Below are 25,994 nucleotides of genomic sequence, written 5' to 3'. Positions count from 1 at the left end.
CCTCTCCTTTGACCGGCATAGATGGGATGCCTGATTGCAGGCGCTCGATCTCGCTCCTTATGGACTGTGCCAGCCGAGAAACGCCGCTGTGCGGACCGGCCAGAAGCTTGAGCCTGCTGCCGCCTGCTTCCCGCTCGAGTTCGATCAGGGCCTTCCTGACGCTTGCACCAGCGCGCTCGAGCTGCCGAAGAGCGCGAAGGCCGGGTCCTCTCCCCCTTTTCACGAGATTCTCAGCCGCGTACAAGACGCGCCCGATGTCCTCTTGAGCCAACTGAAGCCGAATCTTTGAAAGCGCCTCTAGATCTATCCGAGAGCGGCCGGCAATCTCCACAAACTCGCGGACTAATTCGTCCCGCGCAGTATCGCCGCGTACCGCCTCCGCAACCACCGTCGCCCAATCGACCGAAGGACGCGATTTTCCCGCCTGCTGGTTGTGTTTGGCCGAAGATTCGGTAGGCTTCGGGTTGCTCACGGCGGTCACGCGTCGGGGGCCACGAGCCGGAGGGTTGGCGCCCTGCCGGCTCTTTCATTTGGAACGGTACGCCCGCGCCTCCCTCGAGAGCAAGTCGCAACGCGCCCCGAGATCTCCACCCACGCCTGGCCATATTGCCAACCGCTAAAAGGTCGACGATTCCGATCGCTTACGTGGAGGGTCGACGGTGACCCCTTCCGTCGGGGATTTCTCGGGGGTATGGCGAATGTCGGAGGTGCGGAATGAACGCCTATTACACAGAGGACATTCGCCGCATGGCGAACGACGTGGCCGGCTGCATCGAGGCCCCAACGGGGCAGATGAATTTCGTGGTGGCGCTGCTCGCGGCGGCGGCGGAGGTCTTGCCGCAGGCCCATCCCGAGTGGGAACTGATACAGCGAGCGCACAACGCGCTACTGGCGAAGGCCGGCGTGCTCGAGGCGACGCGGGCGCTGCTTCTCAGCAAGGAGGAGATTCTGCGCCTGTTTCCCGCGTTGGCGAGCTGCCCCGCGAGCACCTGACTCCCGCTAGAACCCCTGGCACCGCGTCTCCCCCCGGCTTCCGCGGCCCGTAAAGACCTTCCGCCCCACCGAGCCCATCCCCTTCGAGAAGGCCATCGCACTCGGAAAACACGGCGGCCACCGGAAGAAGGGGGAGCAAGGTTCGGACCGAACCTTGAAGCGTGGGGAGAATGCCACCTACCTCCGCGCGCGTCTGGCCCGGGACTTCCCCGAGGTCCTGGCTGCGCTCGAACGGGGCGAGCATCGCAGCGTGAGGGCGGCGGCGGGGAGCGAGAGCCTACGAAGGTCCGCGCTTCGTGAGGGAGAGCCCAGCCTCGCCGTTCACAGCGATGGCCGAGAGGTAGCCCGCGTCGGTCGGTCCGATGCTGAACCCGACGCACACCCCCGACGGAATCGTGAAGCCGTTGCTCTGCGTGACGGCGGCTCCGCCAGCACCGAGAGCCACCACCACGGCCGCGTTCGATGATGCCATGAAGCACCCCTCACCGAGGAGCGTAGAGCACTGCGAGACCGCGCTGTTTGCGACGACGAATTGCGAGGACTTGAACGAGCCAGCGAAGAACGAACTTTTTGCGTCGAATAGATCGGTGGCCATGGCTACCTCGCTCCCTTCTTCGTCGGCGCCGCCGTCTGGCTCTCGCGCCACTTCGCAGCCTCGGCCGGCGTCAGCTCCTTGACCTTGTGGTACCTCGAACTCACGCCCGCATTCTTCGCCGCCCTCACTCCGAGGCCGGAGATGGTCAGCACCTTCGCGGCGAGTGCGAGCGGAACTTCGCTCGTCGCCGAGAGCACGAACACGCGATGTCCCACCCTCTGCGCGTCGCTCTCCGCCAAGTTTTTGAAGAGCGCGGGACCGTCGCTTCCGTCGGAGAGCAGCGGCAACTTGAACTCCGTGCATCCATGTAGCGCGAGTACCGCGCGCGCCGCTTGAATCGCTCGGTGGCGCGGAGCCTCTTTCGAGTTTCCCGAGGATGCGAGCTTCTCACCGAACAGGCAGCCTCTAATCGCGAACGAAGCGCCGGGGTCCTTCGCCGCGAGCAACGGCGAAAGCCAGAACTCGCCAGCCTCGATCATGGCCACGATGCGCCGCTCGGCGAGTCTGTACCGCTCCTCCAACACGATGCGCGCCGTGGAGCCGGTAACAGCCGAGACCTCGTCCCACCATGAGACCGGCGGAACCAACGGCACGGGTGCTTCGATGTGCTGGAGAAACGCGCCTTCGTCCTCGCCGTCGCGGCGTTCGTCGTAGGTGTAGCCGGTCATTTCGTCTCTCCCAGCAACTCGGGTTTGTAGATGGCGGCCAACGCCTTCAGCCGCAGCTCGCGCGGGTCCAGCGCCGCCCGCACCTTCGCCTCGCGTGCCGCTTCCTGCCGGCGCCGGTCAGCCTCGGCAGCGATGGCTTGCTCCTCGGAGAGCTCCTCCGTCGGTGCGGCGCTCTCGGCTCGCATGCGCTTGAGCTCCTCTTTGACCGCGCGGAGCTCCTCCACCAGCCCGCTGATGACCCGTTCTCTCTCGTCGCCGTCGTCCATTCCGTCACTCCTCCGCGGCCATATGCCGCTATGCACGATTTGCCATATTCTCGCGTATCACTGCCACGCGCTGCCGTCGGCGGTCGTCGAGCCCTTCGCGCGCGTCCTCGATTTGCTCTGCCAGGCGATGCGCCGCTGGGATTGCGCTACCGCGTAGGAGCGCCACTAGGCGGTCGAGCTGCCCGGGGGTCTCGTCGAGGCTGACGCAGAATTCGTAACGGCTTGGCGCGGCGGTCAGGTCCTCAAAGAGCACTTCGGAGGGCATGACCAGACCGTATCACGTCTCACGTTGCGAAACTAGGCAATACCGTGATAGCGTTTGAATCGTGCAAGACAAGCAAACCAGCTTGGACCGTGGCCCGGGCTCTCGCGGAGTCCGTCACCCTCGAGAGGGACGACCGGGTCGCGGTCCTGCTTTCTGCCCAACCGTCGGTGCGCCCTGAACGCAACCCGCGCAGTGCGGGGCCGGCGGGCTGGGCGCTTCTCCTCGAGGTGAAACGTGGTCGTGAGATTCCGATTCAGCGGGCAGACGTACCCCGACGCGCGCCTGATGTTCACCTCCAGCGGATGGATGCTGGACGCTGAAGGCCTCCGGGTGGGCGCGTGGCGAATTGACCGCGCAGTCATGGAGCTCGAAGGAGCCGAGGAGGAGCTAGCCCGCTTGCGCGCCATGGGTCACCCACCGGAGCGGATGGCCGAGGCTGAACACTTCTTGCGCGGGGGAGGGTGACCGATGGCACTCCGAGAACAGCGCGAGGCCGAGACGCCGCGCTTCCTGCACTTCCCCACGCATGCCGAGACCGCTCTCGCCGTCGCAATTGAACGTGGCCATGTGACCGCTGTAGACCTCGCCATGCGCCTGGGGGAGCGATGCACGCCTGACGCGATGAAGGGGTTTATTCGCGTCCTGGAACGGCTTGAACGCGAAGGATGCCTATTGTCCTCGCATGACGAACCCGAAGCGCGCTTGCACGTCTACCAGCCCGCATTCGAGGCCACGGCGCGGTTGGAGCAACTACGGCAGGCGAGGCGCGCCAAGAACTGGCCGCCCAACGCGCGTAAGCTGCGGTCGGTGGACGCCGAGCCGGAGGGGTTGCCGCGCCACCTCGTCGAGCTTGTGACCGCCGCGGAGCTCGCCGGGGTCTCGCGAGCGGTCATCCGGCGCCACCTCGAGGTCACGAAGGTCGGCGCCACCGAGGCCGTGAACCGGTCAGATTTCCACCGCTGGCTTGGTGCTCGCGAGGAGCGCAACCCAACCCCGCTGGCTCCCGAAAGGGGTGATGTTCCAGCCGACGCGCGGCCGCTCCGGCCGCTCGCCGAGGAGCACGGCGTTCCCCTCCGAGCGCTTCAGGTGGCCTGCTACCAGGGCCACGTGCGTTCCTGGGTCACGGATGAAGGTCGGCTAGCCCGGAGGCTGGACGTGGGGTTTTTCGCGGTCGCCTACAGGGCAATGAAGCGGCAACGGAAGGAGCGGCGCCGGATGCGCGCTGCGATGGAGGAGTCATGCCGAAACAGTCCATCGTCTCCGCCGCTGGTCCGTACCCGCCCGGGCGAAACTCCGGCAGCTCGAGTCAATGGCGCGTTGCCGTCGAGCTCGCCGGCGGCAAGCGCAGCTCCCGAGGCTTCGCCTCCCGCGAGCTCGCCGTTGCCTTCATGTTGAAGCACGGCCACGCACCGACGACGGATGCGCCCGTAGGCGAGCCAGCGCCCCGTAAGCGCACCCGCCGCACCAGGGCACCCGAGGCCCCTGCCGTCAGCGCCGATGGTTCCATCACGCCACCCAAGGGCGAGGGGCCACGGTTCTGGGCCGCGCTCCTCGAGCACATGGTGAAGGTCGCGTGTCGGGACCCGTCGAACGGCGACGTGTTGAAGCTCCTCAGGGCGAGCTCCGCGGCAGCCGCAGCGGCGGCCCGCTGCGTTGATCAGGTCGAGCTCGAACAGCGCGTGGCGCGCGTTGAGGCTGCGTTCAGCGCCATCGTCGAGGTGGATAGCGACGGCACCGCGGACCCGTTCGACCAGGGCGGATTCCTGCCCGGCGATGATGGCGACGACGCCAGCGAGGCAACCCACTAGCCCCGCCGGGTGTTGCAAGATTGACACAGGGGTAGCTTACGAATTCTACGATCAGGGCGTTGACGTCATAGTCGCCAAGCGTCGGGAATCCGGGCATTGACGCGCTGTGAACGTCGATAGGGGGCCTCACGGGCGGGCTAAGTTGCCTTTTACATTCGGGTAATCGAAAAACCAGCCTAGACGGCGGTCGGTTCGGTCAGGGATGCGATTCCCGATCCCCCCCTCCCCCCTGGGGGTCAGGTTGCCCAGGGGTCGGCCCGGGCGGGCCTGGGTCATAAGCTTTGGCTGATTGGCCAATACTTATGTCCGGGGGTCGGCCCGGGCGGGCCTGGGTCATAAGGTCCTGCAGATTTGCAGTACCTTTCCGCTGCCGGTCGGCCCGGGCGGGCCTGGGTCATAAGCGATGTGCAGGCGCACAAAGCTTATACTCGCGGGTCGGCCCGGGCGGGTGTGGGCCTGCCGGATGTCTCGTAGAAGGTTGTCCTGCGAGACAGGGCGGGTCATGGCTCCCCCGCCTCGGCCTCGCATGCGGTCACAAAGACCTCCCCGTCGGCCAGGCACACGAGCTGAAGGCCCGGCTTGCCCCACACGTTCGTACGACACACGGGGCACGAGTACTTCAACTTGAGCTTGTTCTTTGTCGTCGGCCCCGGCGCCGCTGCCGCACTGCCGCTTGCCCAAGGAAGCAGGATTTCGCGCGGCATCCGTGCGAAGGCCACGTCAAAGGGACCACCATCGACGATGTAGTGGCTCATGCGCTGCCCTGTGCGGCGGCCCCCGGGCTCCGCCGTATCGCTAGGGGTTAGCCCAAGCTCGTCCATCTTGGCTCCCCATTCCTTGTTGTGGTAGCCGCTGCGCGACGGTGAGCCGCACTCTCGCTGCCAGAGATGCGCCATCTCGTGAACGAGCGTGCTCGCCCATTCTCGAGGAGCGCGAGAGAGATGGTCGGGGTTCAGGCTGATTTCGTGTGCCGCGCCAGCGCCGCCCCTCCAGCGCTCGGGCGCGAAGAACCCGCGCATGCGGCTATGCCGCGAGAAGTTCAAAATCACCGCTGGCAGCGCGTTCGCGAAGAGCTCCCGGTTGAAGTAGTCGAACATGGCCTGGTAGGCGCCGAACTGCTGGGGCGTCGGCCCGTCCGGTTCAACGTCGGCTGTGTTTCGTACGATGGAATGTGCTGCTCCGGGGGTCATGCGTCACCCCACGGCCCGGGGTCGCCATCCTCCACAGGGGGCGGACTCCCAGAGGTCCGGCCAGGGGTCCCGTTGCCCTTCCCTTGGGTTTTCACTTCCTGGAACCTATCCTCAGAATCCTCAGAATTGGCCGAGCATGAGCCCTTGCGGGGTGGCGGGGGTGATTGTGAGGATTCTGAGGATGGTTTCTTAGGCGCGTGTCCGTGAGCGTAGGGGTTGACGCGGTACAGCGGGCTTGGCTTCCGGCCCGGCCCTTGGTGGTCAGACTGGACCTCGGCCAAGTAGCCATGGTCCACCAGCCGCTTCAGTGGCTCGTCGAACATCTCCACCAGGGGCATCCCTCCGCGAAGGTCCTGGTGGCAATCGCGCTTGGAGAATCGCTCCCGCCGCTCGCGGCGCACCCAGCGCAGGATGCGGTCGCAGGCCTCGCCCACGTCATCTAGCCGCATGGCGTGAAAGGCCACCTTGGCGTGGGCGACAAAGTATTCGCCGATGGCGGCAGCCGCCCGCATGGTCTCTCCGGCGATAGGGTAACGCCAGGGTCCCTCGGGGTACTCGGCCGCGTGCAGTAGCCCGGCGATGCGTGCTACGGCGCCATGTGCCTTGCTTCCCCATTCGGCCAGGTACTCGAGCTCGCCACCCTCACCTAGAGCAGCCTCGGCACGCATCTGAAAGCCGATAAACTCGGCGTAGGCCTCGCGGCTCAGCGTGAGGTAGGGGCGCGGCTCGGGGTCCTCGGTGCCGAGCATCGCCAGCACGCCAGCGCGATAGATGGCTTGCACTGCCACGGGGCAAGGCTCGGGTTCAGCGTCTCGCCGCCCACGCATCGGGCGCGGCATGGAGTAGAGGAAGCGCGCGAGGAATCCTTGCCCGTCAAAGACCTTCTCGGCGCCCATCCGGCGCAACACAGCCGGCTGCACGCAAAGGCACATGCTCAGCGATGGCCTCGGGATGGAGATGGGCGCGCGGCCCACGCGGTTGATGGAGACGTGGTCCCCGGCGTGACAGGCGAGCAGTAGTTCAAGGTTGGGGTCTCCCTTGCTGTATCGCCCCGCGGCGATACTCAGAATACTCCCTTCGGCGGACATCAGCCCCGCCCGGCCATTCTGCTCCGCGAGCACCATGCCGAGAGCCTCGACGGTGATATCCGCGAGCAGGTGGCGCCGCACTATGGGCGAGTGTGCTTCCACCTCCTCGAGCTCCTCGCGAGCGGCGAAGGCCTCCTTCATGAGCTCGTCGCGCCGCTGTCGGTCATCCTCCTTCGCCGCCTTGCCCTCGAGAGACTTCATCCGCTCGGAGAGCATTCGCACCGTGGCCTTGCTCTCGGCGATCTCGCGAGCGAGAGACTTCGCCTGCTCGGCCTCCCACAGCGCAAGGGGCTCCGTTGCATCGGAGAAGGTCGCGGACTTGCGCTCACCGGGCGGCAGGATGGTGGCGATGTAGAGCGAAGCAATTTCGGCGTAGCCGTCCCTAACCTTCACCTCATACCTCCCAGCCCACACACTCGAGAGAGTGCCAAGAACGCAGCACGCCACCAGGTCAACGGGCACCTGTAACGCTACCGCCTGCGCTTCAACGTAGGCCTTCAGGTAGCCCGGCAACACGTCCGTCGGGAATGGAGGAGGGTCCGCATGTGCGAGGGGAATCGGCGGCTCCCACGCGGGTTCGGTGGCCTTGGGCGCGGGTTCGTCCTTCGGCGCCTCGGTCCTCTGCTCCTCGCGGGATGCTCTCTCTTCGGCAGTCCATCCCAGAATACGCAGAACCGTGTCGTCCGAGATACCCGGCTCCACGCGCTTCGCCTCGGTGTAGATGATGCCGCGTAGCCGCGGCCACTCGCTCTCGGGTTGCAGACGGCACCATCCGCCGGCGCACTCGAGCGCACGGGCGAGCCGTTCGGGACTCGCCCCGGGCGGTAGTCCTCGTAGGGGAGCAAACGCCACGTCTTCCGGGGTCGGCTGCGCCTCTGGCTCCCGCGCCGCACTATCATTCGCGGGCGGCGGTTTCCGAGGGGAACCGGGTGGTTCCACATGGACGTAAAACGGCTCGCTGACGTGAACCCGAGAGTTTGCTACAGTCATCGCGTTGCCCTTTGGCCCCGGTGGAGATGGCGTCTCCTCGGGGCCTTTTCTTTAGGGCCCCACCGAGGCTAGTGCGGACTTCCCTCCGCAACCGGGCAACTTCGCAAGTGAACCGTCGCAGCATAGGAAGTCCTCGCGACGGATGTCGTTGAAACGAAATGCGATCCGAGCTCAATCGCACTCTAGAGGTCGCGCGTTCGATCCGCGTCAGCTCCACCAAGTCATTCGACGGAATTCTTCGACATCGCAGTAGCCCGCCTGCCGCTGGGAGATCGCCTTGGGGAGGCGGCTCTTCCACCCGGCCCTCCAGCACGGCCCGGCCCTCCCTCGCCACGCATCGAAGCGGCCGCCGGCCGGAGGCGACGCCGGCATGGCGCGACCTCTAGGACCAGCCAGCCGCGGTCGTCGGAGGTGGGGACACGAGACCGCCGCCGCGCCGGCCCGACAGCGCGAAGTGGCCGATCATACGTCCGGCGGAACCTGGCGCACGTCTTGCTGAGCTTGCGGTCACCACCGGAGCCGAACCCATGACCGCGAGCCGAGCCGCCGCGTTGGCCTTGCTTCTCACCTTGGCGCCAACCGCAGCGCGGGCTGACGATTTCTGGGACACGACGATGGCCGAGGTCGTGGGCAAGGCCCTCGGTGAGGGGGGGTTTGGTGCGCACTGGAACAAGGTGCTCGCGCTCGAGGGCGCCAGCGCCAAGGCAGAGGCGCGCACGAACGGGGGCCGAGAAGGCGCTGCGACCCCCGTGGGCGTCGAAACGCTGGTCCCTCTGGGCGCGGGCCGCGACTTCCGCCTCGCTTACGCGTTCGAGCGGCCCGGGCGAAGAGGGTCCACGACGGCCTGGAATCCCCTGCCCGGCGAGGGAGAGCTCGTGAACATGGACGCCTACGTGAATCCGGCGTTCGGGCGAACGGAGCTGACGATCGTGGAGGTCGTGAACGGAAAGGCGGCCAAGAGGAGCTTCGCCAGCCTGCCGCTGATCAAGAACCTCAAGGGACAGCCGCTCGTCACCGTACGCTACGAGATGCGGCAAGGGCAGCGCCCGGACGAGGGGCCGCTCGGCTGGAGGACCGCCTCGTTCAGCTTTCTGCTCGGAGGTCCCGACGGAAAGGTAAAGACGCCAGGGGGAGCGATGCTGCAGAGAGTGGCGGGGTTCCTCTTCCGCGTCGCTGACGCCCTCGCGCAGCCCTCCGCTAGAGAGCGCGACGCCGGAGGTTTCCTTCGCCCCGCGCGGTCGCACGAGATGCGACGCGCTCTCGTCCGGTAGCAGGCGTCCGTCCTCGCGCCTCTGACCTCGACAACGTGCGCCGCACGGGCCCGTCGCCCGCAACGGTTCCTCCAGCCTACGGCGCAAGCTCGAGGATCAGCCGCGGTCGCCGGCCGTCGAGGCCCTCGCGCGACACGGCGATGAGGCCGTCGGAGGTGCGCCCGTCGATCACGAGGCCGAAGTTCGTCTCCGGACGCGCGAACCAGCCGTCCACGAGGCTAGGCGGCAGCTCGAGGACGAAGCGCGCCCCCAGGGCGAGCGGCCCCTTCAGGCCGGCCACCGGCGTAGCGTCACGCGACGCGCCCCGCGCGCCGGCTCCCGACCACGGCGTTCCCGGTCGGCGTCGGTTCCAGCTCGCGTCGCCCGCCTTGCGACAGGCAGCGCCCTCTTGCCAGAGCTCGAGGAGCCGATAGGCGTCGATCCCGCCGTTGGGCCCGAGGTCGCTGTCGGGGCCCGTGTCGGTCCAAAGCTCGAGCCGGGCGCGCAAAATCTTGGCCGGGCGTGGCACGGTGGTCAGATCGAAGCGCAGCAGGATGGAACTGGTGAAGGCCTGCCCGTCGGCGCGGAGCTCGAGGCAGGCGCCGCGCGTGTCGTCGGGCTGCTCGAGCACGATGGTGTCGTCGAGAGTTCGGCCGCGCACCTCGTCGCCGGCGTTGTCGCCTATCACGACCGTCCGCGAGAGCGCGTCGGAGGGCCGCGCGTCGGCGGGCCGCGCGTCGGCGGACCGGAGGTCGTTGGAGATCGTTCCGTCCCCCGGAGCCCCTTTTGCGCCATCGGACACGGTGCCACCGTCGCCAGGCTCGAAGCCGAGTCGAAGACACGCGCCGAGCGAGAACGCGCACGCAATCAGGGCCACGACCGCGCCTGCTGGTGCCCGCGACCTGTTACTGGATGAGAAAGGCCACGCGAACGATGGTAACGCCGGCAGGTCGCGCCTGCCACGCGCTTGTCCGGCCACACGATTGTCCGGCGACGCGCCTGTCCCCCGACGCGCGCCAGTTCTGCAGCCAGCCGCCGCCTCCCGGATGCCGCGCGAGGAGCCCGCCGCGGCGTGGGGACTTCGCCCCCAGAGCGTCGCTCCGGCGCTGCGCCACCTCGCGACGCGAATGCCGTGCTGACGCGCCGGTCGGTTTCCCAAGGCCGCCTGGTTCCTCGCGAGGCGAGGCGTCGGCGACGCGGACGAACCCGCCAGGCTCTCGTCCCGCTGGGGCACGACCCTTGCACCATTCCAGCGCAACCACGACGTGGAGTTCCATCTGCGACCCGCGCGCCCGTTTATCTGCTCGTTCGCCTGCCTCTTGCTCGCCTACCTTTCGCTCGCCTGCGGCGGCACGCTCTCGGGAGGAACGCACGCCCCGAGCGACGGGAGCCACGCGGGCAGCGACGAGAGCCCAATCGCCACGTGCGATGGCGGAGGCTGCAGCGGAGCCGATGCCTGCGACTCCTGTCTGGTGACCTCCGACGGGGGCGGCGGAGGCGAAGGAGGCCTTTTCGAAGGAGGTGTGGTCGGGGGAGGCGGCGTGCTCGACGCGAGGATCCCCCCCGAGGCCGCCGTACGTCCGCGCGCCGACGGAGGCAAGCCGTCAGCCGACGCCGCGCGCCCACGCGATCGCGGTTTGGCCGTCGCGGACGCACCCGCGCGACGGGACAGCGGCGTCACCTCCACCTGCGGCGACAAGACCTGCGCCGGCGGCGAGACCTGCGCGAGCTGCCCGGGAGACTGTGGCTCGTGCGTAGTGCCCGAGTCCTGGTCAGCCTGCCTTGCACGTTCGGGGAGCACGGCCACCGTCGTCTCGGGGGCCCAGGGCGTCTACAAGAACGCCGCACCGCCCGCCAACTGGAACCTGGACCTCACCCAGGCCACCTTCACCGGCTACCCCGCCGTCTCGACCACCGGCGTCAGCGTCGGCACGACGACCGCGGGCGCGCGCCAGTGCATCGGGGGCGGAATCGTGATCGGTCAGCAGTCCCGCTCCCTCACCTGGAAGGACATGCACGACACGATCGGAGGCGGCGGTTACCGCATCACCACGCGTCCGGGCGAGTGGGCCCGCATCGACGGCATCCGAGTCGACAACGTCGAGGACGCCCTGAAGCCGCGAGGGCCCGACGGCCGATGGGAGCTCTGGAACGCGTACATGACCTATATCCGGGACGACTGCATCGAGAACGACGAGACCGCGCCCGGGAGCGTGCACGACTCCCTCTTCGACGGCTGCTACACCGGCTTCAGCGAGCAAATGCAGAGCGGCTGCTGCGACGCGAGCCCGGGGGAGGTGTTCGTGGTAGAGCGCTCCCTCATGCGGCTGCAGAAGATGCCGGGGCCCTACAACAACAACGACCCGTCGGTCTACGGCCACGGGAAGTTCTTCAAGTGGCAGACCCCCGTGCCGCACCCGGTGCGCATCTCCGACTCGATCTTCATGACCGAGCTGCCCCCCACGAGCAGCTCGAACTGGCCCTTCCCGCCCGGCACCGTCACGACCAACGTGACGATCGTGTGGCTCGGGCCGGGGGCGTGGACCTGGCCAGTGCCGCAGGGAACCACGGTCACGACGGACCGCACGGTCTGGGACCGCGCCCGTCAGCGCTGGCTCGACCGCCACGGCTGCACGAGCTTCACGAGCTGCACGAAGCTGCTGAATCCGGACCCCTGGCCGTAGGCCCTTTCGAGGAAGAGGCCCCTCGGCCGCGCCTCCCCTCCCCCAGACCGCATCGAACCGTTCACTTCGCCTTGCGCGGACCCACCAGGTGCCCGAGCACGAAGTAGCGCGTGCCGGTCTTGGCCCGCGTGGCCCAGTGCGCCTTGCGCCAGGCCTGACCCGGAGCGAACCAGGCATCGCGCCAGCGCGACGCCTCCGGGACCGCCTGCTGCCGCTCCGGCGTGTTCCAGAGCTTCAGCTCCGCCATGTACTCGTCGGGCAGAGCCGAGAAGCCCACGAGGCTCATCGCGCCGGGGGTGTGCTGATCGGCGGGAGTGCCGCGGGGCAGCATCCCGTCGCGGGCCATGCTCCGCAGGCCCTTCTGGGACCCCAGTGCCTGGTGGAATATGGCGCCCAGCACGAGCGGGGTGACCTGCGCTTTCTCCTGGGCGGTGCCATGGGCTCGCACGATGGCGAGCGCGTCGATCGCGCCCGGATCCGCGTACGGAAGGTCGTAGCCGCGCTCGGGCTCGAGCACCGCGAGCGCTCGCTGCACGCCTTCGGTGCGGGCGCCGCTCGCCACGAGCGCCCGGGCCACGTTCATGTCGAAAAAGTGCACGCGAAGGTGGCCTTCGATGGCCAGCAGGGCCGGGGTGGCCCGCGGGTGCCGAGAGCGTCCCAGCGCCGCGAGCAGGGCCGGGGTGTTGTAGTCGAGCCGCGTCTTCCACCGTTCGCTCTTGTCGCGCGCCACGACCTGCGCCGCACGCAAGAGGAAGCGCGGCGCGTGCTCCGCGGCGTGTTCGGCGAGCGCCCGGAACTCGGGCTTGGAGAGCGTGCGGAGTGCCTTTGCGGGGCGATGGCCGTACTGGGCGAAGAGCTGCGCCCCGTCCGGAGCCGCGGCAGCGACCGGCGAGCTCGTCTCCTCGGCGGGAGGAGCCCCTGCCCGGGCCGGCCCGACGGTGCTCAGCAGCACGAGGCCCAGCAGGGCGCCTGTCACTCCGTAGCAACCTCGTCGTCGCATGTTTCGACCCCTGCGAAGCCGTCCGACGCGAGATCGATGCAAGCCGCATTCCGTGCCGCTGTCGCGCGAAAGGCATGAAATCGCGGCCCACTTCGACGCCGCGGGGCAGCGTTCGGCGAAGCCTGGGGTGGGATGGCCCGGCCAGTGGGCTCGCCGGCGGCACCCCGGGCGCTAAGGGTCGCGCCGCGCCTCGCCCCGCCCGCCGTCCGTGCGCTAGGGCGTGCAGATCCCCTGCACACAGCTCGCCGGGGCCGGGGGGGCGCACTTCACGGCGCAAGGGGGAACGAGCTGGGCGCAGCCGAACGAGCTCCACTTGTCGATGGTGGGCTTCATAAGCGCCTGGTTCGCCACGTAGACCGGACAGCCGCACGGCAGGCCCCCTTGCACGGTGTCGAGGCACGAGTTGCTCCCGACCTTGGCCACGCACCGCCGCGCCTGCTGCACCTTGCTCTGGTATTCCCGCTGCAGGAACTCGCAGGTGCTGGTCTGCACCTCCACCTCGACGGGCGGGGAGACGGCCGTGTCCGTGCGCGCGCAGCCGGCCCCGCTCAGCGGCTTGTTCGGCGCGCAGCCCGTCCCGTAGACCACCTTGAGACGCCACATGCCGAGCTCGGAGAGGCTCGTCGTCTCGGTGAGCGTGGACCCGGGCTCCACCTTGCGCGCCACCCCTTCCCAGCCGCACATGATGGTAGGCCCACGGTCCTGCCACGCGCCGCCCTGCAGGTGCTGGCGGTCGAGGACCGCGCAGCCCGGCAGATAGATCGGCTCCTTCAGGCCATTGTGGACCGTCCCTACCGTCTCGCTGTAGAGCGCGTAGATCAGCCTGTCGGTCGTGACCGTCACCAGCCCCGAGGGCGGGCTCGCGTCGGCGCGACGGAGGTCCGCGGGCGCCTGCGCATCGGTCGCGCCCCGGTCCACCCCGGGCGCTCCGCCGTCGGCCGTCCCGCGGTCCACGCGCACCGCGAGGTCCGCGCGCAGCGCCAGGTCGGCGCCACCTCCCTGGTCCGTCGCGACGCCTCCGTCCTCGACGAGAGGGAGCCGGCTCGTGCACCCGGCGAGGGCCGAGACGGCAATGATCCAACCGATCCGAACTGCGCTTCGCGTGGTCATGATGCGCGCCTCCGAGGGGACACTGAGCCTCTTAGCAAGCGAAGGGCCAGGCCCCGTCGGACCCCAGGACCGCGCCGCGGCTGCGCTTTTTCTCGTGACTCCTCAGATTCCTGAGAGGCGCCGCGCCCCGACCCACCCATTTCGGCGTAGGATGCGGCCCTCAAGGCCGCCGCGCAGACGCGGTTCGAACGGGAGGACACGGGAATGGGAATGGGAATGAAGACGCAGCTCGATTACGCCTACGAGTGGGAGCAGCGAACGCCCCACACCATCTGGCTCCGGCAGCCCATGGGCGGAGGACGCCTGCTCGAGCTGACCTGGTCGCAGGCGCTCGACCAGGTGCGCCGGATGGCCGCGCACCTCGAGTCGCTCGGTTTTCCGCGCGGCAGTCAGATCGCGCTCTTCTCGAAGAACACCGCGTGGTGGTTCCTCGCGGACCTGGCCATCTGGATGAGCGGCCACGTCTCGGTGCCGCTCTACCCGACGCTCACGGCGGACACCATTCGCCAGATCCTCGACCACAGCGAGGCGAAGCTGGTCTTCGTCGGCAAGCTGGACGGCTACGACGCGATGGCGCCGGGGATCCCTGCCGAGCTGCCGCGCATCGCCATGCCGCTCTCGCCGAAGCTCGACGCCCCGAGCTGGGACGACCTCATCGCGCGCACGGCGCCGCTTACCGGCCAGCCGAAACGCGACCCGAAGGAGCTGGCCACGATCATCTACACCTCCGGCAGCACCGGCGTGCCGAAGGGGGTGATGCACAGCTTCGAGACCATGTGCGCGGCGTCGAACGGCTTCGTGCGCATGCTGAAGATGCAGAGCTCCGACCGGATGCTCTCGTACCTGCCGCTCGCGCACGCCTTCGAACGAGCGCTGGTGGAGACCCCGACGCTGATCTCCGGGGCGCAAATCTGGTTCGCGGAGAGCCTGGAGACCTTCGTCGAGGACCTCAAGCGCGCGCAGCCGACCCTGTTCGTCTCGGTGCCGCGGCTCTGGCACAAGTTTCAAACGGGCGTTCACGCCAAGGTCCCGCCGAAGAAACTCGACCGGCTGCTCAAGATCCCGCTCCTCGGCGCCATGATCCGCAAGAAGGTCCTCCGCGGGCTCGGGCTCGACAAGGTGCGCTTCGCGGGCTCCGGCTCAGCGCCGATCCCCAGCGAGCTCATCACCTGGTACCGCCGGCTCGGGCTCGACCTCCTCGAGGGCTACGGGATGAGCGAGAACTTCGCCTACTCCCACCTCACGCGCCCCGGCGAGGTCTCCCCGGGCTACGTGGGGCGACCGCAGGACGGCGTGGAAGCCACCCTCGGGCCCGACAAGGAGGTCTGGGTCAAGAGCCCCGGCACCATGCTCGGCTACTTCAAGGCCCCCGAGCTGACGGCCGAGGTCTTCTCGCCCGACGGGTTTCTAAAGACCGGGGACCAGGGCGAGGTGGACCAGGCCGGGCGGCTGAAGATCACCGGCCGGGTGAAGGAGCTCTTCAAGACCAGCAAGGGCAAGTACGTCGCGCCCGCGCCGATCGAGAACCAGCTCCTGCTCCACCCCCACGTCGAGCAGGCCTGCGTCTCGGGCAACGCCATGCCGCAGCCCTTCGGCATGGTGGTGCTCTCCGAGCCCGCCCGCAAGGCGCTGCACGACGCCGAGGAGCGCAAGGCCCTCCACGACAGTCTCATGGCGCACGTCTCCGAGGTGAATAACGCGCTCGACCCGCACGAGCGGCTCGAGCTCGTGGCGGTGATCCAGGACGAGTGGACCATCGAGAACGGCATGCTCACTCCCACCATGAAGATCAAGCGCAGCGCCATCGAGGAGCGCTACGGCACGCGCGCCGACGCCTGGTACGCGCGCAAGGCTCCGATCGTCTGGGCCGAAGAGGCCTGAGACCGTAGCCCGCCGTCAGATTGCCGAGCCCGCCGCGCGGGGGCCCCCTCGGGAAACCGAGGCCTCGCCCGCGCAACCTCCGAGAAGCGCGTCGCGCAGCGCGTGGCACGTGCCTTGCTCAGCCAGGGCGCGTTCGAAGACGTTTCGTCTCATTCACCACGTTGAACCGTCGGAGGTGTCCTATGCGGAGTAGGGGAGAGAGGTGTATGCGCCGGCTGTCCTGGCTGGCGGCGACCGTCCTTCTGGGCGCGTGCGGCGCGGCGAGCGAGCCCGTCACACCCACGCCGCCGCCCACCACGCAGCCACCCACTACGCAGCAGCCCGCCCCCGGGCTCGACCCGAGCATCTTCCCGAAGCCCGGGGCCACCCAGTTCATGTCGGCGAACGAGCGCGAGCTCCTCTCGAGCGGCGCCGAAGGGGCGCAGCCCGGGCGGAACGGGCAGCTCGAGCTGAGCGAGGACTCGAACGCGAAGGGCGCGGGAGCCCCGGGGACCTCGCCTCCCGCGCCGACGGAGCCCAAGCCCGATCCGAGCCGCGAGATCGTCGAGGCCGACATCTTCAAGCTCGAGGGAAATCTCCTCTACGTGTTGAACCGGTATCGCGGTTTGGTCATCATCGACGTCACGAACCCCGATCAGATGGTCATCAAAGGACGCCTGCCCTTCCAGGCGGTGCCGGTCGAGATGTACGTGCGGGACGGTCGGGCCTACGTGGTGAACACCGACTACTTCACCTACTGGCAGTACGACCCCGAGGCCGACCCGCACGGCTTTCACGGCAGCCAGGTGCTGATCGTGGACGTGAGCAATCCGGCGCGGCCGAAGGAGCTCGGCTCGCTCAAGCTCGAGGGCGAGGTCACCGACACGCGCATGGTCGGTGACGTGCTCTACACCGTGAGCAAGCGCCGCCCGGACTACTGGCGCTACAACACGGCCGACTGGGAGGACCGCACCTGGATCGTGTCGCTCAACGTGGCCGACCCGGCGAAGATCCGCGAGATCGATCGCATCACCTTCCGCGGGACCAGCACGCTGATCCACGTCGCGCACCACGCGATCTTCGTGGCGGCGTGGGACCCGAACTTCTACCTCACGAACCCGGGCCTCGAGCAGGAGACGCTCGTGACCTACGTGGACATCAGCGACGCGGCGGGCAAGCTCAAGGAGCGCGGCAAGGTCTACATCCCGGGCCAGATCGCCGACAAGTTCAAGATGGACTGGCACGACAGGCACCTGCGCGTGCTCAGCCAGCGGTGGTCCTCGTCGGACACGATCACGCTCCACGTGGTCGCCACGGCGCACCCCGATCAGCTCAAGATCGACACCACGCTCGACCTCGCGGGGGTCAAGCGCAGCGGGCTGCAGGCCACGCGCTTCGCCGGTCCGCGGGCTTTCGCCTTCTCGCGCGGCTGGGACTACAACCTGACCTGGCGGCGCCTGCACACCGTGGACCTGAGTCAGCCCCTGCAGCCGCGGCTCGCCGGGCAGCTCGACGTCTCCCTCGACGCGACGCACGTGGAGGTGCACGCCGACCGGCTGCTCGTGCTCGGCTCGCACTACCAGAAGGGCTCGAGCACCTACGGCGACACGCGCACCGCGCTCGCCCTCTTCGACGTGGCGAACCTCGGTCTGCCGACGGAGCGCTCGCTCGTGCGCCTCGGCGAGGGCTGGAGCAGCAGCGCCGCGAACTACAACTACAAGGCGCTGAAGACCTTCCCCGCGCTGGGCCTCATCCTCGTGCCGCTGCAGTACTGGACGAACGGCACGAGCTTCACGGGGCTGCAGCTCGTGGACTGGGCGAGCGACCGGCTGACCCAGCGCGGCCGCGTGGAGAACGTGGGGGGCGTGACGCGCGCCTTCCCCGTGGGGAATCGACTCGTGGCGGTGGGCGAGATGGCCGCGGCGACGATCGACGCGACGAACCGCGACCAGCCCAAGGTGACGCGCCAGCTCAAGCTGGTCCACCGCGCGCACGACGTCTTCGACGTCAAGGGGCTGCAGGTGCAGCTCGTCACGGACGCCTACAGCGGGCAGGTGCGGCTCGAGACGCGGGCCTTCGCCGCCGAGGACGACGGGCCGACGCTGGCCACCTTGAACCTCCCCTTCACGGGCGCGCCGTTCGTGCTGCGCGACGGGGACAGCCTGCACCTCATCGGCAACGTGCTGCACGTCGGCCAGGTGGTGCACAACGCCGACCTGACCGACCCGAAGAACCCGAAGCTGCGGGGGAACATGGTGCTGACCGACGCCTTCCAGACCATCTTTCACCCGGGCTGGGGCTGGTACACGCACTACTGGAGCCCCTACGCCGGGCTGCCGCTACGCAACCAGATCGTCCCCGCCACGTTCCGTGAGGTGGTGACCGGAGCCGGCGGCCGACGCGACTGGCGGAGCGAGCTGCGCTTCCTCGACCTGCGGGACCTCGACAACCCGCGCATCGCGAGCGGCAAGGTGCCGATGAACGAGTTCCCGTTCGTGAACAAGGTGACCCACGGCAACATCCTCTACTCGACGCACGTCGAGCAGGCCACGAGCCCCGACGGAGCGTCGCTGCTCTACCACGTGCGCTCGTACGTGGACCGCGTGGACGTGAGCGACCCCGACCACCCGAAGGCCCTGCCGAGCGTGAACGTGCCGGGCTACCTCGTGGACGTCAGCGACGACGGCACGCTCTGGTACACGGTGGACTTCCAGTGGGACGACTCGGGGCGGCGGCGCAACAGCCTGAACGCGCTGAAGCTGGTGGGCGGCACCGCGGCGAAGCTGATCAGCGTGGTGCCCGTCTCGGACCAGATCAAGCGCGCCGCGCTCAGGCCGGGGCAGCTCTCCGAGCACAGCGGCCGGCCCGCCGGCTGGAGCGACCGCACGATCTGGCTCAACGCGCACAAGTACCCCTGGTGGGGCGTGAAGAGCGACACCGTGAGCAGCCGGCAGCCCTACACCGTCCTTCGGCGACTCGACTTCGCCGCTGACGGCACGGTGGCGAGCGAGCAGCAGACGAGCTTCGAGGGCTACCACTTCGACCTGCTCGACGTGCAGCAGACGCAGGTCTATCTGAGCAGCGCGACCCCGAGCGGCCTGCTCGTGGTCGACGTGGCGAACTTCGCCACCCCGGCGATCAAGACCGCGGCGCGGACCATCGACTACGTGAGTCGCATCGCCGTGAACGGGCCGTTCACCTACGCCCCGCTCGGCATGTACGGCGTCCACCGCTACTAGCCACTACTAGCCGCGCCTTCGCCCTTCGCTTCGCGTAACTCCCGCACTTACTCACTCCTTCACCCCACCCGCGATTGCCAGCCCCTACCTTCGGCGCTATATCCTGCCCGCTTCATCCATGGGAGGGGCACGATGATGACGAAACGGTGGGTGGTGGTCTCCCTCGCGGTGGTGTGCGGAGCGTGCAACGACGCCACCACGCAGAAGGTCTGCTCGGCGGTGGACAACCCGGAGCTCGCGAAGAGCATTCTGGACGAGGTGGCGGTCGACCTCGGCAAGCTCTTCGACAGCGCCGCGAAGGACGACGCTGCCGCCGCGACCTGCCCGGCCGGCGGCACGGCTTCCATCGATCTGAGCGCCGGGAAAGCCAGCTTCTCGGCGTGCAAGATCGGACGCGTCACCCTGGACGGGAGTGTGTCGAGCACGATCGTTCGCGCTGCCGGCCGGACCATCGTGGAGGTCAAGGGGACCCTCAACGTGACCGGGCTCTGCAACGCGCCCATCAACTTCTCGAAGTTCCACCTGGAGCACAGCCCGGCGGGCACCTGCTACCAGGCAGTCGTCGGGAGCTGGGACCTGGCCGGCGGCACCACCGCGTGCGGCGGCGCCCCCGACGCGCGCGTGGACGCGGGCTCGCCCGACGCGAGCCGGCCCGATGCCGCGATGCCGGATGCCGCACGGCCGGACCTCGCGGCCCCCGACGCGGCGCGACCCGACGCGACCAAGCCCGATGCACAGCTCGGTCCCCTCTTCTTCGGCCCGACGCCGTACCTCAAGAAGGCCGACACCCCTGCGGGCTTCGCTCCGGCCACGTGGAGCTATCACCACGTCGAGGATGTCGAGGACCACAAGATCAACACCCCCGGCTTGAGCTCGCCGGCAGGCAGCCTCTCGAGCTCGTTCGGCGCATCGCTCATCGACTCGGTGGACGAGGACGACGGCAATGCGACGAACGGCACGTGCACCAGCTGCGACGCCTGGTGGGGGGGAGGGTCTTTGACCTTCGCCTTCGACGAGAAGGTCCTCGGCAAGCTCCCCACGCGGGTCGGACTGGTCTGGACCGACGGAGCCGGCTCGGTGACCTTCGAGGCCTTCGGTCCTGCCGGCAGCTACGGCAAGCGTACGGGCACCGGCTTTCCCGACAGCGATTTCAACGGCAAGACCGCGGAGGACCGCTTCTTCGGGGTGGTAGCCCCGGACGGTGTGACCAAGGTCATCATTTCCAACAGCGCCGGGGGCGTCGAAGCCGATCACGTCCAGTACGGGCGGGAGCCCTAGAACGCCCCTCCGCCAGGGCACCTGCCCCGTGGGCCAGGCCCTGCTCCACAATCAGTGCTTGACCCGCTGGCGAAACCTGGGCTAGCTCCCCCCTTCAATGCTCTCGAGGCCGTCGGCAACCTATTTCGTCGCCCTGCTCCTGTGGGTCGCGACCCTCGTTCCGATCTGGACGCTGAAGTTCTTTCCCGGCCAGGACACGCCAAATCACCTCTACGCCGTGCACGCGCGCAATCGGCTGGAGCAGGCGCCCTTCAGCACCTACCTGAAGGCCGAGACGCGCGCGAGGACGAATCTCTCCTTCCACGTCCTGATGAAGTGGGTCGAAGGCCCGATCGACCTCAACACCGCGCATCGCGTCTTCCTGAGTCTCTACCTCCTGTTCTTCCTCGCGGGAGCGCTCTACCTGGCGAGCGCCACGGACCCGAAACGGCTGCCTCTGGGCCTATTGGTCATGCCCTTCGCGTTCCACTGGTTCGTGACCATGGCCTTCTACAACTTCCTGGTCACGATTCCCGTCTTTTGCTTTGCCACGGGCCTGCTGCTGCGTTACCCCGAGCCGAGCTGGCGCGTGATCACCACCTTCGCGCTGCTCTTGCTCACGGCCACGGTCTCGCACCCGCTGGGCTCGCTCGTGATCGGCCTGGCCGCCCTCGCCGCGGTGAGGGACTGGACCTCGCGCCTGCGCGTCTGCATCGGCGGCTTCCCGGCGCTCTTGCTGATGGTCTCCGCTAGCGGGGGCCTGGCCGCCTATCACGCCGAGTGGCCGGACAGCTTCAAATCCCCGCTCTTCGCCATCGCGACGGCCTTCTATCGTTTCGCTCTCCCCTTCGGCGCCGACGAGGCAGCCACGGCGATCCCGGCCTACGTCCTCCTCCTCTTCCCGGCCGTGGTCACCGCCCTGCGCTACCGCAAGGAGCCCGCCCCCCCGGCGATCCGCGTCGCGGCGGTCGTGCTCCCCTTGCTCTTCGTCCTGCCCGAGTGGGTGTTCAACAACTACTACATCTTTCACCGCATCGTCCCCTACCTGGCCGTGCTCGTACCGGCCTGGGCGAACTACGACTGGCTGCTCGCGCGCCGCAAGCACTACTTCGCCCTGATCGGGACGCTGTCGCTGCTCGCCACCCTCCAGTTCTACGTCGGCGCGAGAACCATCAACGCCGAGCTGGAGGAGTACACGGCCGGGATCTCCGCCATCCGGGGCGGCCAGACGCTGCTCCCCCTGAACTTCGACCCCAAGCTGGACGAGTCGCGCGTCGTCAAGCCCACGCTGCACGCCTGGGGCTACTACGGCGTCGCCAAGAACCTGGTCTCCCCTTACCTCTTCAATTCGGATCCGAACGTCCCCCGGTCGCTGCTCGTGTTTCGCGACTACGCCCCGAACCCGTCGGCCCCGGCCGAGCACACGCCCCAGATGCTCAGCTCCCCGTGGCACCGGCGCTGGGTGGGGTTGAACTACGGCTTCGACATGGACTGGACTCGGTTCGAGAAGCAGGGCTATCGGTCGATCCTGCTACAGGCCTGCCGGTACGACTACGTCCTCACCTGGGTCGAGCCGCAGACCTTCTACGGCCAGCTCAAGCGCTGCTTCTATCCCACCTTCGTGAAGGGGCGCCTCGTCATCTATCGCAACCGCGCCCTCGACAAGCGCGCGTCCAAGAGCTGAGCCGAACCCGCCCCATGCCCCACGGCCACCGCGCAGCGGTCCTCACGCTCGCCGCTCTGGCTCTCGTCACCGGCGGCGCGCCGGCCCGGGCGAACCTTCGCGCACCGGTGATCCTCGACCGTCCGGCTTCGACCGGGCTGATGCTCCTCTCCGGCGAAGCCACGCTGCGACGAGCAGGGCTCGCGGCCCGCTGCGACGGCGAGCGTTGCTCGCTCCGCGCCACCTACGAGGTGCACGCCGCGTCGGCCGAGCGATGCGTCTTCGCTCTCCTCGTTCCCGAAGGCGCGATCGGCCGGACGGTGCGGGTCAACGGCAAGGAGGTGCGGGTGGCGAGCCTGCCCTTCGTCCCGCGCTCGCCGCGCGAAAAGGAGCTCGTCCCGCAGCGTCCGCTGCTCGGCAAGCTGGTGCGCGCGGCGTTCGAGGCCACGCTGCCCGCGGGGACCTCCCGCCTCGAGCTCTCGTACGCGCAAGGGCTCTCCGCGGAGGAGCGCGGGCACGGCTACTTCAGCAAGGGACGCTTTCTCCACCGGCTCGAGCAGCACCTCTGGCCGCTGAAGGGCTGGACGCTCGCGCCGGACTTCGATCTCGCCGTGGAGGTCCGTCTGCCCCGCAGCCGCCCCGGCTGGTGGAAGCGCACCTTCGGCAAGGTGCGCACGTTTCGCTGCGTGCGCGGGGACGGCCAGTACAAGCCCGAGTCCCCCCTCGGGGCCCAGGCCCCGTCGCAACAGGGCGAGGAGCTCGTCTTCGCCATCCGGCTCGGTCGGGCGATCCCGGATCGTCTGACCTGCTCCTTCGGGGACGACGACCTGCTGCGCTGACGACCGGCCCGCCGCCAGCACGGCGCACCAGGAGAAGGCCATGCCCCTGCCCCGCCTGCAGCTCTTCGAGTTCAACGACGCGCTCTGGGCCCCCGAGCCGCTCCGCGAGACGATGATCGAGACGCTCAGCCGCGCCATCGCGTGGGGTCACATGCTCCGCGACCTGGTGCCCCCCTTCCGCGCGTTTCTCGAGGCGAGCGGCGCGCGCGAGGTGCTGGACCTCTGCGCGGGGGCCGGGGCACCGGCGCAGCTTCTCGCGGAGGAGCTGCTGCGCGTCGGGGTAGAGCCTCCGCGCTTCCTGCTCACCGATCTGCAACCGAAACCCGAGGCCTGGGCCGCGATCCGCGCCGCCCATCCCGGCATCGTGGACTTCGTGCCCGAGCCGGTGGACGCGACGCGCATCCCGGAGGAGCTCGGCCGGGGCCGCGCGCGCGTGGTGATCAATGCGCTGCACCACTTCCCGCCGCACCTCGCCGCGTCGATCCTCCAGAGCGCCGCCGAGGACGCCCCCGGCGTCTTCGTGGCCGAATCCTTCGAGCGCAGCCCGGTCCACTTCGGCGCCTTCGCGCCCACGGGCCTCGCCGCCCTGCTCGCCAACCCGCTGCTCGCCCCGCGGCATCGGCTGGCCAAAGCCTGGCTCACCTGGTGCTCGCCGATCGGCCTCTCCGTGGCCCTCTGGGACGGACTCGTGAGCACGCTCCGCATCTACGGCGAGGCGGAGCTGCGCGCCATGGTCCGCCCCCTCGGCGACGCCTGGAAGTGGACCTACGGCACCTACCCCTTTCGCCCCTTCGGGCGCGGCTGCTACTTCTACGGCGTGCGGCGAAGCTGACCCCCCGTCCGGCTCGTCGGGGCCTCGGACGGATTCGAGCGGCTCAGCTTTGCGCGTGGCCCAGGCGCCGTCGCAGCTGCTCCAGGTCGTCGGCCAGCGGGGCCTCGAAGTGCAGCGCCTCGCCGCTCACCGGATGGCGGAGGCCGAGCTCGGCGGCGTGGAGGGCCAGCCGCTCGGCGGGGAGCTCCCTCCCTCGCGGGCCGTAGAGGCGGTCCCCGAGGATCGGGAAGCCGCGCTCCGAGAGATGGATGCGCACCTGGTGCGTGCGCCCGGTCTCGAGCGTGGCCTCGACGAGGGACGCGCGTCGGCCGAGGCGCTCGACGAGGCGGAAGTGCGTCACCGCCTCCTTGCCCTGCTCGTCGTCTCCGTCGGCGTCGCTGCCGCGGAGCCCGTCGCCGCGGTCGCGCACGAGCTGCGTCGCCACGGTGAACGGCGCCGCCGGGAAGTGACCGCTGACGAGCGCGAGGTAGACCCGCCTGACCTCGTGGCGGAACAAGATCTCCTTGATCTCCCGCTGAGAGGCCTCCGTCAGCGCCACCATCATCAGGCCCGAGGTCGGCTCGTCGAGGCGGTGCACCGCGTGACCCGCGCCGAAGAGGCGGCGCACCTGGCCCACCACGCTCCCCTCGCGCCGCCGACCGGGAGCCTCCACCGCCAGCATGCCCGGCGGCTTGTAGACCACCGCCAGGTGCCGATCGTGGAAGACCACGGCCAGGTCGCGGTTCGGACGCAGCCGGGGCGCGCTGGGCGAGATCACCACGCGCGCCGGATCGACCTGTCTCCCCCCGTCGGCGGTGGGAACCCCGTGATACGCGACCTTCCCCGTCTCGAGGAGGTCGCGCGCCGCGCGGTTCGCGTAACCCAGGGCCCGCAGGTGGTCGATCAGGCGGAGCGGCGAAGACATCTGATCGTCTACGGAGGTGGGGGGATGAAGACAACCTTCCAGCGCCCGGCCTGGCAGTCGGCTCTCGAGCCGCCGCAGGACCCGTACTGGCAGGTCACGCCGTTGGCGCTGCACACCGCGCCGTCGGTCGGAACCTGGGCGGGGCACGCCGCGGCCGGTGGCACGCCGCAGCCCCAGGCGTACTCCTTCCCCGGGGGCGGCCGCACGCCGCTGCACACGTGGCGACAGGTGCAGACCTTCTCCCCGTAGAGGCACTCCGGGGCACCGAGCGCGCAATCCCCGCTGGGCTGTGCGGCCGGACAGGTGTTCGTCCCGGGGCAATCGGGCGTCCGGTAGACCCTGGCCCACCGGCCCTTGTAGCACTCGTGGACGCTCCCGCAGTACCTGAAGGCGCTCGTGTTGTACGGGCAGCGCGTCCCCTCCGGAGCGCACCCCTGCCCGTCGAGCGGCGGCAGCGGCGGACAGCCCGCGAGCCCGCTGTCGATGAGCGGGTCGATGCGCGCGTCGTGCCGCGCGTCGGTGCGCCCCGACGCGCCATCGCGCGCCGACGAATCGCTTCCCGCCGCGGCGTCGGGCTGAAGGGTCGCGTCGCGAGCTACGCCAGCGTCAGCCGCCACCGGCGCGGAACGCGCCTCGCAGCCGGCGGCGAAGGCGAGGAAGATGCAAGAGAGGGTTCGAAGACGGCGACCAGTGAGCATGTTCACCCCGTGCGTCCGTGGCTGTTTACTGCAACCCGCACCGCGCGCCCTTCGAGCGGCTGATCGAGGGCCCGAAGCGTTCCCGACCGAGCCTGCTCGAACGCCGCCGCCCCACGATCGAGGCGGAAGGGGTTCACGCGGGCGAGGCCGGTCAGCGCGAGGGTGATCGCCCCGTCGAGCTCGGGGACACTCAGCGCCGCGCTCCCCTTGCGTCGCCACGGCGAGCGCGAGGTGATCAGGTGATAGAGGACGCGGCTCCCCGTCGGCATGCCGGCGAGGCCCGGCCGGTCGGCGACGCCCCCGTCGAGAAACGGCCGCCCCTCGACCCACACGGGCCGGAAGAGCCCCGGCAGCGCGCACGAGGCACACAGTGCCGGCGCCAGCGCCCCGGCCGAGAGCACGCGCGTCCTGCGCGAGAGCAGGTCGAAGGCGGAGACGGCGAGCCGCGCCCGGCACTGCTCGAAGGTCAAGACCGGGAGCAGCGCCTCGAGCCGCGCCCGGAAGAGACGCCCGCGCAGGAGCCCGGGCCCGAGCGCCGGATCCCAGAAGTCTTCTCGCCGCAGCCGGAGGAGCTCGTCGCGCAGAGCCCGGCTGTCCATCCCCGCGGCCCAGAGGCCGGCCACGAGCGCCCCGGCGCTGGCGCCCGAGAGTCGCCGCGGCAGCAGCCCCTCCTCCTCGAGCACCGAGAGCATCCCCGCGTGGGCGTAGAAGGCGAAGAATCCGGCCGAGAGCGTGAGTCCGAAAGGCTCCTCGGCCAGCCACTCGCGGAGCGTCGGCGCCCGCTTCATGCGCACG

General features: G+C 69.1%; 22 protein-coding genes and 1 CRISPR repeat array. Of the genes, 10 read left to right on the top strand and 12 right to left on the bottom strand.

The window, feature by feature from the left end; translation table 11 throughout:
* The first annotated feature begins 714 nt into the window (after positions 1-714).
* Positions 715-993, top strand: coding sequence for a hypothetical protein (locus tag IT371_20165; protein MCC6749992.1), 279 nt, complete (start codon positions 715-717; stop codon positions 991-993).
* Between the two features lie 277 nt (positions 994-1,270).
* On the opposite strand, the gene IT371_20160 is transcribed toward IT371_20165, so the two are convergent.
* The 4 genes from IT371_20160 to IT371_20145 form a co-directional block, all read right to left on the bottom strand.
* Complete coding sequence (locus IT371_20160) at positions 1,271-1,588, bottom strand: hypothetical protein (protein MCC6749991.1); 318 nt, start codon at positions 1,586-1,588, stop codon at positions 1,271-1,273.
* Positions 1,589-1,590: 2 nt separating this feature from the next.
* Positions 1,591-2,256, bottom strand: coding sequence for a hypothetical protein (locus IT371_20155; protein ID MCC6749990.1), 666 nt, complete (start codon positions 2,254-2,256; stop codon positions 1,591-1,593).
* The gene (locus IT371_20150) at positions 2,253-2,522 is read right to left on the bottom strand and encodes a hypothetical protein (protein MCC6749989.1); all 270 of its coding nucleotides are present in this window, start codon (positions 2,520-2,522) and stop codon (positions 2,253-2,255) included. The genes IT371_20155 and IT371_20150 overlap by 4 nt, the downstream gene beginning before the upstream one ends.
* Positions 2,523-3,732: 1,210 nt before the next feature.
* Positions 3,733-3,894 carry a hypothetical protein gene (locus IT371_20145; protein ID MCC6749988.1) on the bottom strand — a complete coding sequence of 54 codons (162 nt, stop codon included), beginning with the start codon at positions 3,892-3,894 and terminating at the stop codon, positions 3,733-3,735.
* 131 nt (positions 3,895-4,025) lie between these two features.
* On the opposite strand from IT371_20145, the gene IT371_20140 reads away from it, so the two are divergent.
* Positions 4,026-4,595 carry a hypothetical protein gene (locus tag IT371_20140; protein MCC6749987.1) on the top strand — a complete coding sequence of 190 codons (570 nt, stop codon included), beginning with the start codon at positions 4,026-4,028 and terminating at the stop codon, positions 4,593-4,595.
* Between the two features lie 249 nt (positions 4,596-4,844).
* A CRISPR array of direct repeats spans positions 4,845-5,057; the repeat unit is 30 nt; unit sequence GGGTCGGCCCGGGCGGGCCTGGGTCATAAG.
* Positions 5,058-5,095: 38 nt separating this feature from the next.
* Here the strand turns inward: IT371_20140 and IT371_20135 are convergent.
* Positions 5,096-5,692 carry a SprT-like domain-containing protein gene (locus tag IT371_20135; protein MCC6749986.1) on the bottom strand — a complete coding sequence of 199 codons (597 nt, stop codon included), beginning with the start codon at positions 5,690-5,692 and terminating at the stop codon, positions 5,096-5,098.
* Positions 5,693-5,781: 89 nt separating this feature from the next.
* A complete protein-coding gene (locus IT371_20130; protein ID MCC6749985.1) occupies positions 5,782-7,575 on the bottom strand; it encodes a DUF3987 domain-containing protein in 1,794 nt (597 codons plus the stop codon).
* Between the two features lie 815 nt (positions 7,576-8,390).
* Between IT371_20130 and IT371_20125 the strand changes: the two genes are divergently transcribed.
* Entirely contained in the window at positions 8,391-9,134 is a 744-nt protein-coding gene (locus tag IT371_20125; GenBank protein MCC6749984.1) for a hypothetical protein, read from the top strand.
* Positions 9,135-9,210: 76 nt separating this feature from the next.
* On the opposite strand, the gene IT371_20120 is transcribed toward IT371_20125, so the two are convergent.
* On the bottom strand, positions 9,211-9,990 hold the full coding sequence (locus tag IT371_20120; GenBank protein ID MCC6749983.1) for a hypothetical protein: 780 nt from the start codon (positions 9,988-9,990) through the stop codon (positions 9,211-9,213).
* A 388-nt stretch (positions 9,991-10,378) separates the two neighbouring features.
* Between IT371_20120 and IT371_20115 the strand changes: the two genes are divergently transcribed.
* Positions 10,379-11,797, top strand: a complete 1,419-nt coding sequence (locus IT371_20115) for a hypothetical protein (protein ID MCC6749982.1) — start codon at positions 10,379-10,381, stop codon at positions 11,795-11,797.
* A gap of 61 nt (positions 11,798-11,858) precedes the next feature.
* On the opposite strand, the gene IT371_20110 is transcribed toward IT371_20115, so the two are convergent.
* Positions 11,859-12,797 (bottom strand): hypothetical protein, encoded by a 939-nt coding sequence (locus IT371_20110; GenBank protein ID MCC6749981.1) that lies wholly within the window; start codon positions 12,795-12,797, stop codon positions 11,859-11,861.
* A gap of 213 nt (positions 12,798-13,010) precedes the next feature.
* On the bottom strand, positions 13,011-13,907 hold the full coding sequence (locus IT371_20105; GenBank protein MCC6749980.1) for a hypothetical protein: 897 nt from the start codon (positions 13,905-13,907) through the stop codon (positions 13,011-13,013).
* Between the two features lie 288 nt (positions 13,908-14,195).
* Between IT371_20105 and IT371_20100 the strand changes: the two genes are divergently transcribed.
* The 6 genes from IT371_20100 to IT371_20075 all read left to right on the top strand — a co-directional run bounded on the left by IT371_20100 (position 14,196) and on the right by IT371_20075 (position 23,597).
* A complete protein-coding gene (locus IT371_20100; protein MCC6749979.1) occupies positions 14,196-15,788 on the top strand; it encodes an AMP-binding protein in 1,593 nt (530 codons plus the stop codon).
* A 206-nt stretch (positions 15,789-15,994) separates the two neighbouring features.
* Positions 15,995-19,006, top strand: coding sequence for a beta-propeller domain-containing protein (locus tag IT371_20095; GenBank protein MCC6749978.1), 3,012 nt, complete (start codon positions 15,995-15,997; stop codon positions 19,004-19,006).
* 132 nt (positions 19,007-19,138) lie between these two features.
* Positions 19,139-20,284: a hypothetical protein gene (locus tag IT371_20090; GenBank protein ID MCC6749977.1), complete on the top strand. Its 1,146-nt coding sequence runs from the start codon at positions 19,139-19,141 to the stop codon at positions 20,282-20,284.
* 97 nt (positions 20,285-20,381) lie between these two features.
* A complete protein-coding gene (locus IT371_20085) occupies positions 20,382-21,947 on the top strand; it encodes a hypothetical protein (protein MCC6749976.1) in 1,566 nt (521 codons plus the stop codon).
* A gap of 14 nt (positions 21,948-21,961) precedes the next feature.
* Positions 21,962-22,765, top strand: a complete 804-nt coding sequence (locus tag IT371_20080; protein MCC6749975.1) for a hypothetical protein — start codon at positions 21,962-21,964, stop codon at positions 22,763-22,765.
* 40 nt (positions 22,766-22,805) lie between these two features.
* On the top strand, positions 22,806-23,597 hold the full coding sequence (locus IT371_20075; protein MCC6749974.1) for a class I SAM-dependent methyltransferase: 792 nt from the start codon (positions 22,806-22,808) through the stop codon (positions 23,595-23,597).
* A 43-nt stretch (positions 23,598-23,640) separates the two neighbouring features.
* Here the strand turns inward: IT371_20075 and IT371_20070 are convergent, their stop codons facing one another.
* From IT371_20070 to IT371_20060, 3 genes are read right to left on the bottom strand one after another with little or no spacing between them, the layout of a single operon-like run.
* Positions 23,641-24,501 (bottom strand): RluA family pseudouridine synthase, encoded by an 861-nt coding sequence (locus IT371_20070; GenBank protein ID MCC6749973.1) that lies wholly within the window; start codon positions 24,499-24,501, stop codon positions 23,641-23,643.
* Between the two features lie 8 nt (positions 24,502-24,509).
* The gene (locus IT371_20065; GenBank protein MCC6749972.1) at positions 24,510-25,205 is read right to left on the bottom strand and encodes a hypothetical protein; all 696 of its coding nucleotides are present in this window, start codon (positions 25,203-25,205) and stop codon (positions 24,510-24,512) included.
* On the bottom strand, positions 25,202-25,987 hold the full coding sequence (locus IT371_20060) for a patatin-like phospholipase family protein (protein ID MCC6749971.1): 786 nt from the start codon (positions 25,985-25,987) through the stop codon (positions 25,202-25,204). The genes IT371_20065 and IT371_20060 overlap by 4 nt, the downstream gene beginning before the upstream one ends.
* Between the last annotated feature and the right edge of the window lie 7 nt (positions 25,988-25,994).

This window comes from Deltaproteobacteria bacterium, from assembly GCA_020848905.1.
GTDB lineage: Bacteria > Myxococcota_A > Polyangia.
Note: the sequence above shows the minus strand (reverse complement) of the source record. Positions and strands in the feature narration are given on the sequence as shown.

What these genes read in the sequence shown, in the direction of transcription:
- IT371_20165 (MCC6749992.1), top strand. Translation starts at nt 715, where the DNA reads ATGAACGCCTATTACACAGAGGACATTCGCCGCATGGCGAACGACGTG.
- IT371_20160 (MCC6749991.1), bottom strand. Translation starts at nt 1,588, where the DNA reads ATGGCCACCGATCTATTCGACGCAAAAAGTTCGTTCTTCGCTGGCTCG.
- IT371_20155 (MCC6749990.1), bottom strand. Translation starts at nt 2,256, where the DNA reads ATGACCGGCTACACCTACGACGAACGCCGCGACGGCGAGGACGAAGGC.
- IT371_20150 (MCC6749989.1), bottom strand. Translation starts at nt 2,522, where the DNA reads ATGGACGACGGCGACGAGAGAGAACGGGTCATCAGCGGGCTGGTGGAG.
- IT371_20140 (MCC6749987.1), top strand. Translation starts at nt 4,026, where the DNA reads ATGCCGAAACAGTCCATCGTCTCCGCCGCTGGTCCGTACCCGCCCGGG.
- IT371_20135 (MCC6749986.1), bottom strand. Translation starts at nt 5,692, where the DNA reads ATGTTCGACTACTTCAACCGGGAGCTCTTCGCGAACGCGCTGCCAGCG.
- IT371_20125 (MCC6749984.1), top strand. Translation starts at nt 8,391, where the DNA reads ATGACCGCGAGCCGAGCCGCCGCGTTGGCCTTGCTTCTCACCTTGGCG.
- IT371_20110 (MCC6749981.1), bottom strand. Translation starts at nt 12,797, where the DNA reads ATGCGACGACGAGGTTGCTACGGAGTGACAGGCGCCCTGCTGGGCCTC.
- IT371_20105 (MCC6749980.1), bottom strand. Translation starts at nt 13,907, where the DNA reads ATGACCACGCGAAGCGCAGTTCGGATCGGTTGGATCATTGCCGTCTCG.
- IT371_20100 (MCC6749979.1), top strand. Translation starts at nt 14,196, where the DNA reads ATGGGCGGAGGACGCCTGCTCGAGCTGACCTGGTCGCAGGCGCTCGAC.
- IT371_20095 (MCC6749978.1), top strand. Translation starts at nt 15,995, where the DNA reads ATGCGCCGGCTGTCCTGGCTGGCGGCGACCGTCCTTCTGGGCGCGTGC.
- IT371_20090 (MCC6749977.1), top strand. Translation starts at nt 19,139, where the DNA reads ATGATGACGAAACGGTGGGTGGTGGTCTCCCTCGCGGTGGTGTGCGGA.
- IT371_20085 (MCC6749976.1), top strand. Translation starts at nt 20,382, where the DNA reads ATGCTCTCGAGGCCGTCGGCAACCTATTTCGTCGCCCTGCTCCTGTGG.
- IT371_20080 (MCC6749975.1), top strand. Translation starts at nt 21,962, where the DNA reads ATGCCCCACGGCCACCGCGCAGCGGTCCTCACGCTCGCCGCTCTGGCT.
- IT371_20075 (MCC6749974.1), top strand. Translation starts at nt 22,806, where the DNA reads ATGCCCCTGCCCCGCCTGCAGCTCTTCGAGTTCAACGACGCGCTCTGG.
- IT371_20070 (MCC6749973.1), bottom strand. Translation starts at nt 24,501, where the DNA reads ATGTCTTCGCCGCTCCGCCTGATCGACCACCTGCGGGCCCTGGGTTAC.
- IT371_20060 (MCC6749971.1), bottom strand. Translation starts at nt 25,987, where the DNA reads ATGAAGCGGGCGCCGACGCTCCGCGAGTGGCTGGCCGAGGAGCCTTTC.